General features: G+C 46.4%; 14 protein-coding genes and 1 pseudogene. 5 read left to right on the top strand and 10 right to left on the bottom strand.

The genetic code is table 11. The annotated features are described in order from the left end of the window. Positions 1–446 precede the first annotated feature (446 nt). A complete protein-coding gene (locus tag ACFQI7_RS35910; protein WP_230415735.1) occupies positions 447–536 on the top strand; it encodes a YjcZ family sporulation protein in 90 nt (29 codons plus the stop codon). 374 nt (positions 537–910) lie between these two features. Here ACFQI7_RS35910 and ACFQI7_RS35905 read toward each other — a convergent pair whose 3' ends face one another. Both ACFQI7_RS35905 and ACFQI7_RS35900 read right to left on the bottom strand, forming a co-directional pair. Next, the gene (locus ACFQI7_RS35905) at positions 911–1,630 is read right to left on the bottom strand and encodes an SDR family oxidoreductase (protein WP_218103202.1); all 720 of its coding nucleotides are present in this window, start codon (positions 1,628–1,630) and stop codon (positions 911–913) included. 28 nt (positions 1,631–1,658) lie between these two features. Next, positions 1,659–2,543, bottom strand: coding sequence for an SDR family oxidoreductase (locus tag ACFQI7_RS35900; protein WP_218103203.1), 885 nt, complete (start codon positions 2,541–2,543; stop codon positions 1,659–1,661). 103 nt (positions 2,544–2,646) lie between these two features. Between ACFQI7_RS35900 and ACFQI7_RS35895 the strand changes: the two genes are divergently transcribed. Together ACFQI7_RS35895 and ACFQI7_RS35890 are read left to right on the top strand one after the other, a co-directional pair. Then, a complete protein-coding gene (locus ACFQI7_RS35895) occupies positions 2,647–3,039 on the top strand; it encodes a MerR family transcriptional regulator (RefSeq protein ID WP_218103204.1) in 393 nt (130 codons plus the stop codon). Between the two features lie 636 nt (positions 3,040–3,675). Next, positions 3,676–4,092, top strand: coding sequence for a VOC family protein (locus ACFQI7_RS35890; protein ID WP_007729208.1), 417 nt, complete (start codon positions 3,676–3,678; stop codon positions 4,090–4,092). 79 nt (positions 4,093–4,171) lie between these two features. On the opposite strand, the gene ACFQI7_RS35885 is transcribed toward ACFQI7_RS35890, so the two are convergent. Both ACFQI7_RS35885 and ACFQI7_RS35880 read right to left on the bottom strand, forming a co-directional pair. After that, positions 4,172–4,597, bottom strand: coding sequence for an SRPBCC family protein (locus tag ACFQI7_RS35885; protein WP_028548475.1), 426 nt, complete (start codon positions 4,595–4,597; stop codon positions 4,172–4,174). A 76-nt stretch (positions 4,598–4,673) separates the two neighbouring features. Beyond that, positions 4,674–5,630 carry a sigma-70 family RNA polymerase sigma factor gene (locus tag ACFQI7_RS35880; RefSeq protein WP_218103205.1) on the bottom strand — a complete coding sequence of 319 codons (957 nt, stop codon included), beginning with the start codon at positions 5,628–5,630 and terminating at the stop codon, positions 4,674–4,676. A 318-nt stretch (positions 5,631–5,948) separates the two neighbouring features. On the opposite strand from ACFQI7_RS35880, the pseudogene ACFQI7_RS35875 reads away from it, so the two are divergent. Next, positions 5,949–6,332, top strand: a pseudogene (locus ACFQI7_RS35875) (transposase); the annotation flags it as partial. A gap of 558 nt (positions 6,333–6,890) precedes the next feature. On the opposite strand, the gene ACFQI7_RS35870 reads toward ACFQI7_RS35875, so the two are convergent. From ACFQI7_RS35870 to ACFQI7_RS35860, 3 genes are all read right to left on the bottom strand, one after another. Next, the gene (locus ACFQI7_RS35870) at positions 6,891–7,679 is read right to left on the bottom strand and encodes an Hcp family type VI secretion system effector (protein WP_218103207.1); all 789 of its coding nucleotides are present in this window, start codon (positions 7,677–7,679) and stop codon (positions 6,891–6,893) included. A gap of 223 nt (positions 7,680–7,902) precedes the next feature. Beyond that, the gene (locus tag ACFQI7_RS35865) at positions 7,903–9,006 is read right to left on the bottom strand and encodes a lactonase family protein (protein WP_218103208.1); all 1,104 of its coding nucleotides are present in this window, start codon (positions 9,004–9,006) and stop codon (positions 7,903–7,905) included. Between the two features lie 505 nt (positions 9,007–9,511). Continuing rightward, on the bottom strand, positions 9,512–9,679 hold the full coding sequence (locus ACFQI7_RS35860) for a hypothetical protein (protein ID WP_169507497.1): 168 nt from the start codon (positions 9,677–9,679) through the stop codon (positions 9,512–9,514). Positions 9,680–9,852: 173 nt separating this feature from the next. On the opposite strand from ACFQI7_RS35860, the gene ACFQI7_RS35855 reads away from it, so the two are divergent. Continuing rightward, on the top strand, positions 9,853–10,014 hold the full coding sequence (locus ACFQI7_RS35855; RefSeq protein WP_218103209.1) for a hypothetical protein: 162 nt from the start codon (positions 9,853–9,855) through the stop codon (positions 10,012–10,014). Positions 10,015–10,103: 89 nt separating this feature from the next. Here ACFQI7_RS35855 and ACFQI7_RS35850 read toward each other — a convergent pair whose 3' ends face one another. From ACFQI7_RS35850 to ACFQI7_RS35840, 3 genes are all read right to left on the bottom strand, one after another. Next, positions 10,104–10,862 (bottom strand): metallophosphoesterase family protein, encoded by a 759-nt coding sequence (locus tag ACFQI7_RS35850; protein ID WP_218103210.1) that lies wholly within the window; start codon positions 10,860–10,862, stop codon positions 10,104–10,106. Positions 10,863–11,028: 166 nt separating this feature from the next. After that, positions 11,029–11,991, bottom strand: coding sequence for a phosphotransferase (locus tag ACFQI7_RS35845; RefSeq protein WP_218103211.1), 963 nt, complete (start codon positions 11,989–11,991; stop codon positions 11,029–11,031). A 501-nt stretch (positions 11,992–12,492) separates the two neighbouring features. Continuing rightward, on the bottom strand, positions 12,493–13,944 hold the full coding sequence (locus ACFQI7_RS35840) for a serine hydrolase (protein WP_218103212.1): 1,452 nt from the start codon (positions 13,942–13,944) through the stop codon (positions 12,493–12,495). Positions 13,945–14,159 lie beyond the last annotated feature (215 nt).

Here is a 14,159-nt window from a genome sequence, read left to right as displayed (position 1 = left end):
ACAGCCTCGTAACCATCTTGATTTCACATAAATTCTATGAAGCACAGTTTTTAAAAAAACACTAAAGCTGGGCTTAGTTTCGTATTGCCAATTTTAGATCTATGCTATGTGAAATTTTCGGGGTAGTTCAACGCCGAGCAGGACATATGTACAAACTCAGTTAATTTGTGAAGATGTAAAATGACTCTCAGGCCGGGAATGTTCTCCTGGATAGCGGTAGCCTCTAAAGGTGCATGGGAAAATAGACGGCTATTAGTACAGCCGTCTATTTTTCGGGGTATGTCACTAACATGGAGGTTGGCGGACTCCCACTTTATCTTATGCTAGTTTAGCTAATACGGTCTGCTTATTTCCCCTTCGGCAAGCCCATTTTTTTGTATTGCCCAATCTCGACAGGGCTAGTATTCATAAAATACATAAGCTTAAATTGGGGGGGAGGCGGATCCATGAGTTGCGTAAGAGGCTTTACCAGCACTGGTGTAATTCTTGTCCTGTACATTCTTTTAGTTATTGTTTTAACTTCTTGGTGTATCTAATTTCCAAAGTCTATAAAAACGAAAGACCCGTAAGCAACAATGCGGGTCTTTTTATAGTGTATGAGCTTACAGGTGTATCGAGAAAATAAAGTATTAGACTGGAAAGCTTGATATTACGGGCTTTGAGAAAAGAAAAAGCGTCAGCTTGTTGGAAAATAGGATTAGACTGACCCCAGAAATCGTAACAGCGACAGACTTGGACGAGAAAATAAAGTCCTAGACTGTCGCTGTATTTTTGAAGTATCGCATCCGTAAGTGGAATAAAAATCTCAATGTTCCAGCACAAAAGATTCAACTTGAGCGATTAATACAATTATTTCTTAACTGTGCCCAATATCAATTCACCCTGTTCAAGGATCGATTGACGAATAGGATTACGAAAGGATCGCGCCACCCTCGATATGAATGACAGTTCCAGTCGTAAATGTATTATTTGCCAAGTACACATATGCCTCGGCAATTTCCTCAGGCTTTGCAATATGCTTCAGCAACATTGACTGAGCAATCGCTTGAAACATCGCTTCGCGACTTTCCTCGTCCATCCCACTAAATATGGGTGTATCCACTACACCCGGCGATACTGCGTTGATTCGAATCGGCGCCAAATCCACCGCCAAGCCACGAACAAGCCCTTCAATTGCTGAGTTGATCGCAGCCACCGTCGAGGTGCCTTGTGCCGGGCGTATGCTAAATGCACCGGAGGTCAACGTGATTGACCCGGACTTCTTGATGAAAGGCAATGCGGCTTTCACAGTCAAGTATTGTCCCCAGAACTTGCTATCAAAGGCTGCCCTTGCAGTATCGATGGGCAAAGCATCAAAGGATGTCATGGCCGAATCTCCGGCAGCCGTAACGACGAGGTGCTCGAAGGGTCCAAAATTCTTAAAGAATTGTTTCGTCTGGCTTTCATCCCGGAAATCAAGTACGTGCCCTTGTGCCTTCTGACCAAGCTTCTTCTTCGCTTCATCTACTTTGTTTTGTGACCGGCTGGCGACGATGACCTGAGCACCTTGAGTAAGGAGTGATTTCGCGACCGCCAGGCCAATACCCGAAGTACCGCCTACGATGACGGCACGATGATTTTGCAATGACATGTTTTAAACCTCCTTATTGGATGGGCGTTCAGCTGTTAAAGTAGTGACCCTTTTCGAGGTCCGGAATCAGCGCAGGGTGCATTGGCCGCCATCCCAAGCGTTCCTGGGTCAATGCGCTTGACGTCGGGTTGTCGGCTGACACGGCGAAGGAAAGCCAGCCGAAGTGAGCGTCTGCTTCTTCGTGAGAAATGCTGATCACCGGCAGGTTCAGGTGGCGACCGATGACGCTGGCGATATCGCGGAAGGGCACACCCTCATCGGTGACCCCGTGCAACCGTGAGCCCGCCGGCGCGGCTTCTACCGCCAACCGGAACAGGCGCGCCGCATCGAGACGATGCACAGCCGGCCAACGGTTTGACCCGTCGCCGATGTAGGCAGAGACCCCTTTGGTGCGCGCGATGTCAATAAGTGTCTTGACGAAGCCATGATCACCCGGACCGTGTACCGACGGTGCGAGACGGATGACCGATGATCGCACTCCGCGCTCAACCAGCGCGATCGCCGCTTTCTCGGAGTGCCGTGGTGTTGTCGGGAGCGGCGTGTCTTCTTCCGTCCCGACACGTCCCGGCGTGAGCATGAGCGTTCCTGAGGTGACAACGAATGGTTTGTCTGTGCCCTGGAGCGCTGCTCCGATCGCCTCGATAGCCTGCCTATCGGTTTCCGCGGCGGCTGCATAGTCCGAGAAGTCGTGAATGAATGCAAGATGGATAACGCTGTCCGCAGCGGTGGCACCGTCGTGCAGGCTGTCAAGGACATCTAGGGCACCTCGATGTATGTCTGCTCCAGCGGCTTTCAATGCTGCGGCAGCCTCGTCCGAGCGGGCAAGCCCGACGACTTGATGCCCTGCAGCGAGGAGCTCGCGAACAACAGCGGATCCGATGAATCCGGTTGCTCCCGTGACAAAAATACGCATATTGAATTCCTCCTCAAATGAAAAACATTACTTTCAAGTGAAATGATAAAGTATAGAGTACACTCGATAGCAATACAATTCGAATCAATGTTATAATAGAAAAATGGAGAATAATTTTTCGAGCAAACAAGTTTCTGAAAAGACCGGATTAAGCATCCACACATTGCGATATTATGAGCAAATAGGTTTAATTGACGGTATAGTACGGGACGAAAATGGATATCGCGAGTATTCAGAGTCCGATATCGTATGGTTCCAAGTTTTACGTTACTTTCGAGCGATGGGGATGCCCATCCGGGAGATGCAGGAGTTTATTGCCTTGCACAATAGTGAAGTCTCCACAATAACAGCTCGACGAGAATTCATGGAAAGTTATCGCAGTAAAGTTGTCGATCAAATGAAGGAGCTTGAAGAGACACTGGAGAAAATCGATGATAAAATCAATTTCTTCAAAAATCTGGAGGACTCGGATAAACTACAAAAGGACGGATATTAAAACCGTGATGGAACGTTAGCAATGAAGGACATCTGAACACAACACTACGGGCTGATGTACAAAGTCCATAAAAGTGACAAAGGAGCTGCCGCGGCAGCTCCTCTTCCTAGTACATGTTCAAGCAAATTCTTCACCCTTCGGCCAGGTAGTTTAACGCTCCTCGCCAGTCTAATACTTTATTTTCCCAGTCTACAATGTAGTGTAGTTCTTAAGATCAAAAATAACAAATGCTAGCATGCCGTTTAAAGCTATATGATTTCCAATTTTTCAAATAAACGTTCTAATTAAAGCATACATAAGAACATGTAGAGTTTCTTAGAATTTCCGAAATCAACAATGCATGCTGCCACTAATTTTGCGGCAGCATGCATTGTTGTTAAACTATCGTTTTCCGTTAGCTGAACAGCCTGCAGGATTTTCAGACGAATTCCTTTTTAGAGAGGTTCAATCTTTATCCCTGCACAATAAGAATAAGCAACCTTACGGGAATGCGGGTATCCGAACTCAATACCAAGTTATTTTTCAAAATTTACGCTTCCGAATCCATGAGACCGATGAATTCTCGGATCGGCTGTCGTCTATATAAACGAAGGCATAAATGAACACAAACTAATTTGACGAAGAGGTGTTTTGAAAATGGCATTAACGTCCGCATTCACGAGCTTCAACCTGCCTGTAAAAAACGTAGAACAATCGAAAGCGTTCTTCACCGGACTCGGATTCGAGCTCAACCCGCAATTCCCCGAGAACGAGAATTCGGTAGCCATCGTGATCGGCGACAACCTGCAGGTCATGCTGATCAATCAAGCATTCTTTAATACGCTCACGGAGAAGGAATCCGTCGATACGAGCAAGTATGCGCAGATGACGATCGCATTGGCCTTCGAGAGCCGGGAAAAGGTCGATGAAATCGTGAATACCGCGGTCTCCTTGGGCGGGAAATTGCACGCTGAACCTGAAGATCATGGGTTCATGTATCATTGGGGCTTCGTGGACTTGGACGGCCATCTGTGGGCCATTAACTACATGAACATGGATGCGGCACAAGGTTAAGGCTAACGGAGAGCACGCTCGTACTAGGGTTCAAAAAGAAAGACGCCGGGCATCTTCCCCGGCGTCTTCTTCGCGATGATTAGTTTTGTTCGGTATAGGCTTTGAAATTGTCCATGATCGCTTGCCAGCCTGCTTGCTGGAACTCGACGGGATTGGAGCTTTCCGCGTCGAACGTTTCAATGACCTTCGTCTCATTCCCTTGATCGACGAAAGCAATATCCACTCTTCTTCCGTCTTCCATGGTGTAGCCGATCGCCTCATGCCGATTCACAACATCGTAGACGCCGCCAAAATCAAAGCCCATGCTGCCATCCTTCGCTTCCATCCGTGTCAGAAACTTGCCGCCGACCCGCAGATCGTTTTCGGCTCTCGGCGCATGCCAGTCCTCGGACGCTTGATTCCACTTCGTGATGTGATCCGGCTCGGTCCAATAGCGCCATACCTTCTCGACAGGGGCTTGAATGACGGCTTGCACGGTTACTTTCGTCGGTTGACTCGTTTCCATTTTAAATAGACACCTCTCTCATGATATTCGTCGTTTGGTTATTCTCAATGATATAGACGTAAGCCAATGACGAAATTCATTGGTCAATTCGCTCAGGCAGCCCAAATCGCGAAAATAATGGCGTATGAATGAAGTTTTGAACGTGCAGGATTTGATTTTCTTTGGTTTCGATGACGTGGATGCCCCAGGGTACCAGGCCAGAGCCCTCTTTGCCCGGCATATACTGGGCCAACGCCGGATAACCGCCATTCACCGTAATGGGCACTAATCGCGAACCTTCGCAATGCCAGCGAGTAAGCGAATAGAAGGCGGACAAATCTTCCTTGCCGCGGATCCACATCTCGAAGGGCGGCATCGACATGCAGCCTTCCTCGTGGAACAACGCGACGAGCGCAGCAATATCGAATTGCTCGAAGGCCTCCACATACCGGGACAGCAGCTGCTGCTCCGGTTGAACGTCCATGCTGCTGAGCTCATCCGAGCGAAGCTGCGCCCGGTCCATCGTCTCTCGGGCTCTTTGCAAGGCGCTGTTCACCGCTGCCGGCGACATCGCCAACGTTTCCGCGATCTGCTTGGAGGACCATTCAAATACATCCTTCAAAATGAGTACCGCGCGCTGCCGCGGAGGCAAGGTCTGCAGGAGAGCGATGAAGCACAGTTGAAGGGTATCTCTGCGGACGAGCCGATCCTCCGGATTGCCCCCAAAGTCGGGAGACGGCCAGATCCAGGCAGAGTCCGGCAGCGTGTCGCGCGGCTCGACGATGGCGACGGCAGGGTCGAACAGGTCAACGGGAAGCGCGCGGCGTTTGGATTGTCTCAGCTTGTCCAAGCACAGGTTGGAGGCAATCCGATAGACCCAAGTTTTGAACGAGGAATCCTGTCTGAACGTGCTCCAGCTCTGCCAGACCCGAATACTCGTCTCCTGAACGGCATCGTCCGCATCGTCCATGGAGCCTAGCATTCGGTAACAGAACGAGGTTAAGCCCGGCTTCAAGCTTGCAAATAATGGTTCGTCAAATGCGGTCTCGTTCATCGCGGCCTCCCTTAACGATCTCCCCGAAGGGTGGTACCTTCATTATATGCAATGAAGCGGACAGCCTCAATAGAGTAAATAGGCAGGATTATGGGTTCATTTATCATGGGCCTTCGAGGACTTGGACGGCCATATGTGGGCGATCAACTTCATGAACAATACTGCGTCGGAAGGCCAGGCATAACGAAGAGCATCAACGTTATAATATAAATCCAAAGACGCTGAGCGCATATGCCCGGCGATTTCATCGTTCTCGCACAACAATCGTTCGAGTGGTCTCCACTTTCTCGCTTAAAAATACTTCGTTCACCCATTCGCAAGCATGCCGAGAAAGCGTACAAGCTTCATCTGCAACAGCTACTGGCTGAATATGATCTGGCTATGGAGCAGTTGCAGGTAATCGAGGATGAAGTGGCCGCTGCACTGGCCCGGATTCCGCTAGCTAAGCCGATACTGGCGATGAAGGGCATGAGTACCCTGGCTGTCGCCGGCATTCTGGGTGAGGCTGGAGACCTTAGCGGCTACGCACATGGCCATGCATTGCTGCGACACCATGCCGGCCTCAACCTAGCGGAAGCTAGCTCAGGCAAGTGGAAAGGTCAGATGTTCATCAGCAAACGGGGCCGACCGAGACTTCGTCATGCCTTGTTCATGGCAACCATGGCCCTCATCATGAACGATGAAGCATTTAAACGACAACACGAAGCGCGGCGAAGCTTACGATCCAGATCGAGCTCTTCCTATGAAACAAGCAGCTTAATCGCTTCTCAATCGGCATGAAAACTGGCTTATTCGCAGGATTTCAAGATTGCACGGAGTACCGGATTGCATTGAACAAAAAAGGCCCAGACCCGTACCGTTAGGATTACCGGCCTCCACCCTCTGGACAGGCGTGACGAAGTTCAACACGGAATGCCTGAGTGGACCAGTGGGCGTTAGCCCTGTAGCATGAATACGGTTTTCTCAGAAGTAACCTGATAGCCTTGAGTAACAATCTAATTCTTGCTCTTGTACGGTACTTCCAACAGGATTTTATTGTTCTTGTCATAAACATTAATTCTCAATTCATTCATTTCAATTAATCCGAAATATACTCTATTCCAATTAGTCTGAATAATATTAGCCTCAATAACTTGATTATTCTTATCAATTATTTCAATTTTGTTTATTTCGGGATCATCAGAGAACTCACTGGAATTGTCAAAAATAAAAAAATCCCTGAACCTGATCAACAGGCAAGGGATTATTCTTTTATTAGAGTTATTTATTCAATTTCATATCAAAAATGCCTTGAATCGGAGGCGTTATACCTGAGTAAGTCAAATCTATCTTTGTAAAATTCAAACTAATGGCTTCATTCGTATTGTCAAAGTTATAATGGGTGATCAACACATCGGTTAACTTAATTCTCAAAATGGGCGCGGGGGATGGACCACGAGATACGAACACAATCTCGCCATCTGCCAAGTGTGTTCCTTTTAGCATATCCATAAATAGAGGGATTGAAGAGGCGTCGAATAGTTTCTTGACCACAAACTCATTGAATTCGGCTTTCCCAGCGCCGCCTCCGCCGCCGCTTTGTATCGTTACCGTTTGAGAAGCATCAATCTGAACGCCAGAGAGTACAATCCAATCTTCATAATTTGCATCTTTCGACTCTCCTTTAACGCCGCCTATTCTCATATATACATCGTAGTTATTAACAGCAGTTCCGTAAACTGCAGGCCCCACAGCCCCTGGTGGCCCTGGAGGCCCGACAGCGCCATCGGCTCCGTCTTTGCCGTTAACACCGTCTTTGCCCGCTGGCCCTTGCGGACCCATTAGTCCAATCGGTCCCTGCGGCCCCACAACGTTCCATGAAATTTTCTGTTCATTGTTTCCGCATGATGTGCTTCCATCTGTCAATGTGATCTGGCCGCTGTCTTTAGCGCACGCATAGATAGTTTGACCGCTAAAATCGGGCTTTGCAGCCGCATACACGGTAATGCATGAGAAAATCAGAACAATGACGCTAAACAAAATTACAAACGTTTTTTTGCTGATATACAATACACATCGCTCCCCCTAATTAATGCATGCAATTTCTATGTATATTAACTGAAGACAATTTTATGTTTTAAACATCGCTTGGCGTTGGCTCAATAAAACAAGCAGACCGCTGCGTGCCTGCTTTTCAATGTACTATTCAACTATCGTTCTCCGTTACTGCAACAACAGGCACTCCATCTAAAGTGGAGAATCTTGTTTTTACATATTCATGGACAAACTAGAATCACAGAACAACTAAACCTTGTGATCCAAAATATGGAACGTTGGTCCATGCAGCTACTTGTAATAAGACAAGACTACCATCATCCTTAATATTAAATACTGAGACTGTGCCCTGATTCCCGTTAAGGGTGTAAAAATTACGTCCATCTTTACTCACTCCAACATCTATTGGCAGGCCAGTAGGTCTCCCTGCTGGTGTACTGGTAATATGCCCGATAACCGTCAGTGCTCCGTTGCTATCTATACGGAAGATGGATATTGTGCCACTGAAGGTATTGGTGGTATAAGCAAAAAGTTCGTTCTTCGTAGTTACAACCCAGCAAGTTGTCTTCTGTGCGGTCGGTACAGACCCGCTGATAATACGAAGTGTCCCGTTGTCACTCATTGCATACGATGACAGTGCGCTAGGACCAAACTCCGTAACTAAAAGGATCCCTGAGGATAGGAAACAAGAGCCGAACGGCATCATACCATTAGATTCGTTAATGATTGGTCCGGTAACGGAGCCATTTTTATTAACATGGAATACACTGAGATGGTTTGTAGTAAGCTCAGGTACTACAATTTTACTGCCATCTGGAGTAAATAGAACTTGCGCAGGCTGAGCATTAATGGTACTTAGAGAATGGATGGATCCGGGTATAGGAGTAAGACGCCCGTTATCCTCTATGCGAAAACCCGAAATATTGGATGTAAATTTATTGGCGGCATTACCCACATTTGAAACATACAAAAGATTACCAAATACACCCAAGCTATTAGGCTGAGCACCTCCCGATGGCTGCACATCCACAAGAATAAGTTTCCCGCTGTCAGATAAGATGAAGCTACTGATACTATTGCTGCCTGCATTAACTGCAAATAGAAAACGGCCATCACTGGACAAAGATAGTGAGCCTTGTGACGTAAGGGGATCAACGCCACTGTTTGGTGTTGCAAGTGAGACTTTCCATGGACCAGCGCCTCTTCCATATGTTGGGTAAGAACCACTATAGGTGAGAATTCCATTTATGTCCCGGTTAAAGGCAATGACTTCATTCATTACTTCCATATTGGTCATCATATACACCATACTCGCACGAAAATATTTGTTCGGTACCTGCATTCTATGACTCCCCTCCTTTATAATTTTATATGGTCCTTTTGCCATTTAAATTCCCCAAACCAAAACCGGCGATAATCCCAGACAGTTCCGGAAAAGACCGCGAGACTCGGAGAGATGGAACCTGATTTACGGGTTTAACCGAAAGGGTCTCTCTAATACAAAGAAATGCTCAATGACTGCCTGCTGTATGGCGCCAAAGAGCATTAAACTATAGTTCTCCGTTGTATAGTTATTTAACACTTAGAAAGCACGACTTATAACGTTAGGGATCTTCAGACTGCGTGGCAGCCGGAGACCCCTATTTTACTAACGTTTTGCGTTAATCCGTAATAAAAATAGAGGAGCTCCATTGATGTAAGCTCCTCTGCTATCGTACTCCGTCGTATTATGAGTTCAGCCAGTATTTACTGGTGAGCATTCCTGACGGTCAGAACGGAATTAAAGTAAACGCGAGCGAAACAAACAAATGGATAGGCCACGTATCTACAATAAGCGTACGGGACTTTTAACTCTTTTCGTTTTCCTCAGCTACATCATATTTATTGATGTGGGCCGTTATTGCTTCTACAGCTTCGCCGCCTTGGGTGCTTTGAGCGACTTCTTTAACCTCGTCTTCCGTTTCGTCCAGAAAATTTTGCTGATCGGCCCGAATCGCTTCGATTTTGTTACTCATGAGAAAACCTCCTTGTCAGATACAAAAATGTACTCTGAACAATTATTTATCACTATAAAGTGAATTATGCGCCGGGCTTACTGCGAAAATAATGAAGCTCTTAAGGCTGCGGATAATTTCTCTCGTTTAGTCCATGATATAAAATGATGAGAAAGTCAGGGAGAGTGATGTATATGCGTAAGCTGGAAAGTACATTAGAGGCTAATAAATCTCAGCAAGATGTAACAAAAAAAGTCGACGGAAATAGTGAAATTAATCACCTGACTAACCAAGTCGCCAAAGCCCAAAAACAAATTTCATCCCAACAGACGACCGGAGTAATGGATCAACAATAATCCAGCTTAACCGTTTGTTTACAGCTTTCTCTTGCGATATGGATCAGTTAACTTATTGCAGCCACTTTAAGGCATAGCCGCACCATACCTTATTTAGTTCTCAGACGCTCGAACATTTCCATAGCTTGAACCGGAGTGGGAACGGTCAATACATTTTTTTCAGCAAAATCATTTGCTTGCGGATCTTGACTTTCTCTGATCTCATTGGCGGCATTTTCCAGGTCATATAACGTACATTTATACTCGAACCCGCTTGGAGTTATTAGAAGCCAATAAGCACCTGATCGCTCAGCGAACGGCATGCCAACACTTCCTGCATTAATAATCCGAGTCCCTTCTATCTGCAAATCAAACTGTATATGCGTATGTCCGCAGACTACATACTTTTGAGCAATTCCATGAAAAACTTTCTCCAATTGTTCCTTTGGTGTAATTGGTGTAAATATCTGTTCGTCGTTTGTCGGTGTAGCATGGCAAAAAAGAATATCGCTTTCTGAATCGCCGACCGAGTAGATTAGATGCTCAGGTAGATGAGCGAGAAAATTGCGATGAGATCGGTCCAATTGTTTTGCCACCCATTCTAACTTCTCCCGGCCTTTTTCTGACATATCCGAGCGAAGAGGCTTTCCGTCATAAGCCATGACCACTTCCCTATCATTATTTCCGCGTATGAACTTGATTGGATATTTCAGTTGGAAGAGACGCTCTAACGTTTGAACCGGCATTGGACCAGCTACAATATCTCCACCGATGATGATTAAGTCAGGTTTTACTTCATCGAGTTCGGAAATCACCGCATTAAGCGCCGGCAAATTTCCATGGATATCGTAAAGTGCGGCTATTTTCATATTTTCGACCTCCATTTTCCAATAAAAATCTTACGAATTTCTGAGCTTTAGCAAAAAAATGTTGCCGATCGAACCAGGGACATTTTCGTAATGGGGTAGTTGAACTCTCGTATCCTTCCCTAATTTTACCATACATCAATATCGCCGACTTGTTTCTCCCCGTTTATCATCGTTTATCACGATATAGCGCTTGTATCTCCTCAATCCCCCGTCTTGTATAGTCAAGCAGCTTTGCCGTCCCAGCTTCGTCCAAGGTCTCCTCAATCAGGCGTTGTATATTGAACCAGACGTCCTCGATTCGTCTGCGTAAGACGTAGAAATAAAGAAGTTCATGGTTGATACGATAACCGCGCCGGGAGGCTGCGTACGCTTCCAGTAACATGCTGCCGTGCGGATGCCATGCATAGATGAAAAGGTCGGCCTCGACGGGTGCTAGGCGCAGATCTTCCCAATCTGCCAGCACAAGGCGCTCGCCCTGTATCACATTGTTACCGTGTGCGTCCCCATGACATAGTACGAGCGGAGAATATCCCATCCGAACCGTGTCGCGCAGGCGCAAGGTTTCGCGAATCGCCGCGTGGAGCAGCCCGATGTGCGGGGAAATAAGTTCAAAAAGTGCACCATGTTCCGTGTCTGACCTATTTAAATATCGTGTAAGTTGATCGCAGAAGAGTAGCGAGATGTCCTCGGCAAGCCCGGGTATCTCAAGAGGAACAGCTTCGCCTGCGTCGTGCAAAAGAGCCAGTATCTCGGCCAGTTCCAACGTTTGCGCGCGCGTCATGCCCTGTACACCCGGCGTCTCCCCGCGGATATAAATAAACAGCACGTACACATCGCCGTCAGTCTCGGCTTTATACGCCCCGCCACGCGCCTGAACCGGTGTTAGTACGCGCCCGCGTAGGGTCGATGATGCCGACAGCCAGTCCAGCACCGGCATATATAAATCGATACGTTCGACAAACGGGCGCGTTGTGGGTAAGGATTTGTCATATACCTTTAGGAAGTATTCAGTTCCGTCTACTCCTTCAACATGATAAGCTGCCTTCGCGGAAAAGCCTCCTTTAACGGGAAAGATGGAATTCGAAACTAATCCATATTCTAATTTTAATAAAGTTAATACTTCATCCATACTCCAATTCTCCCTTTTTTTAAGTCGTTCTATCTCCCTTTAAAGCAGCAAGGCCACCGATCATTTAAGTGGCAGCCTCGCGGTGTAGGTTGATTAAGCCATTGAAGATTTTCAGAATCGAGTACATAGTAAACACTACCAGATTTTAATGTGAAAGGATGGGAACAAACAATTATAACTATCCTACCCTTTAGCTTAACGACAGAAGGAGCAGCTGCCGCTGCGGCAAACTGCTCCTGGATCGCTGAACTATCGTTTCCCTTTAGTTTAATGACTCCTGTGAGTATCAGGCGATAGGGTCATCCTTGAATTCCAAGGAGGAAAAATAATGTATGATCTCTTGTACAGAAAGTGCTCACAGGTGGGTGCCTTCAAAATTTCCATAACCAATTTTCCCACGCTAAACTGCCCATTCGTTGAGAAATTGCAGCCCCATTCACTTGCTGCCATCTCTTCGATCAAATGTCAAACTTGGACGCGAAATTCCACACCTTTATCGAATCAAGGAATGCGATTCAGAACATCTTTTGCCAGTTCATTCATTTTAATATTCGAGATATTGCTTAAAAGGATAATGCAAAGATCATCCGCGGGCTTCCGCAATAAGATCGTTGAATACCCTCTTCCGGCACCGTCATGGAGCACGATTTTATTCCTTTTATGGTTTGCTATTATCCAGCCGTACCCGTAACCGCTGCTTACGGGGGTAAACATCTTTTCCAATGACTGCTGGCTTAAGATTTGTGACGTATATAAAGAGCGATCCCATTTGTATAAATCCTCAACTGTAGAATACAAGCTGCCGTTTCCCGAGTTCGATTCATAGTAAGGGGAAATCGCGTATTCTCCGCGCGAATTTTTTTCGAATCCCCTCTCCTTTGGGAACGAAGGGGTCGCTTCGCCGGAATGGAGCATGTTCAGAGGTCGGAAAATATGCTCTTGAAGATAATCTGAATATTTTTGACCGGATACCTTTTCGATAATATAGGCAAGAAGCAAATAACCCGCATTACTATAGCTGAACTTTTCTCCGGGTACATATGCCAAAGGTACTTGCTTGATTTTTTCCACCGTCTGCTCCAGCGAAAGATTCGTATCTCTGGGGTATTCCCGCGTTATTCCGGACGTATGGGACAGAAGCATATGTATGGTAATATCTTCGCCCTGGTTGAAATCGGGTATATACTGGCTGAGCGTATCTTGAGTACGGAGCTTGCCCGCTTCCGCCAGCTGCATAATCGTCGTGGCGGTAAACATCTTGCTGATGGAAGCCAGGCGGTATACTGTATTTGAATTATTGGCTTCGCCCTCAATGCTTGAAGGACCATATCCGGTTTTCATTAACACATTTCCTTTTTTGGCAATCAATACGGAGCCCGAAAAATGTTTGTCGCGCAAATATCGATCAACTTCCTCCATACTGCCGGCGATGTAATCGGTATAAGTACCGTCATCGTTATTCCGCACGGTATGAACATCGATAGCTATGCGGTTTGCCATAGAACTGTAAGCAACCGAGGCATGAAGCCCTTCCGCAACGGCCCTTAATGGGACCAGCGACGTGCCGTCCGTCATGATCGAGTTCGCTTCCAATTCGAACAATACGCCATTCGCTTCGACCTGATTGGTGCCAATCCGATGCTTAACTTCATCATTATCTTTTTGCACGATAACGGTTCGACCGGTTTCATCCCAAGTAACTTTTGCTCTCAAGGATTCGGCGATCGCCCGCAAAGGAACAAGCGTTACGCCATGAACGATCACCGGCGCGGCTTCCGGTTTTAATTTATCGCCGTTGACCATAATGGTAATGCTCTGGCTTTTATCCGTCTTCAAGAGCATTAACTCCTGGTTCTTCATCTCGTCTGCCTTCACTGCCTTTTTTTCGCCCATCCATGAGAAGCCGGATAATAAGGTAGCGCATAACACATAGATCGCAACCGTTTTTTTCATCCGTCATCATCCCTCCAACCTCGTCTTCTTAACTTATTTGGTTGATACAATAACTTAGATAAATGGGGCAGCAGAAAAATCTCAATTAAAGAAAATTTATAAATCATTTCTACTTTCTTCCAACATATCTCGTATAAAATGGGTAAGGTGGTGAATGTATGGGTGGACTGTCAGCAGAATGTGATGCTAATGGAGAATTACGAGCAAATCAAGCG

The sequence above is a fragment of the Paenibacillus allorhizosphaerae genome, assembly GCF_042659105.1.
GTDB classification, from domain to species: Bacteria; Bacillota; Bacilli; order Paenibacillales; family NBRC-103111; genus Paenibacillus_G; species Paenibacillus_G allorhizosphaerae.
Note: the sequence above shows the minus strand (reverse complement) of the source record. Positions and strands in the feature narration are given on the sequence as shown.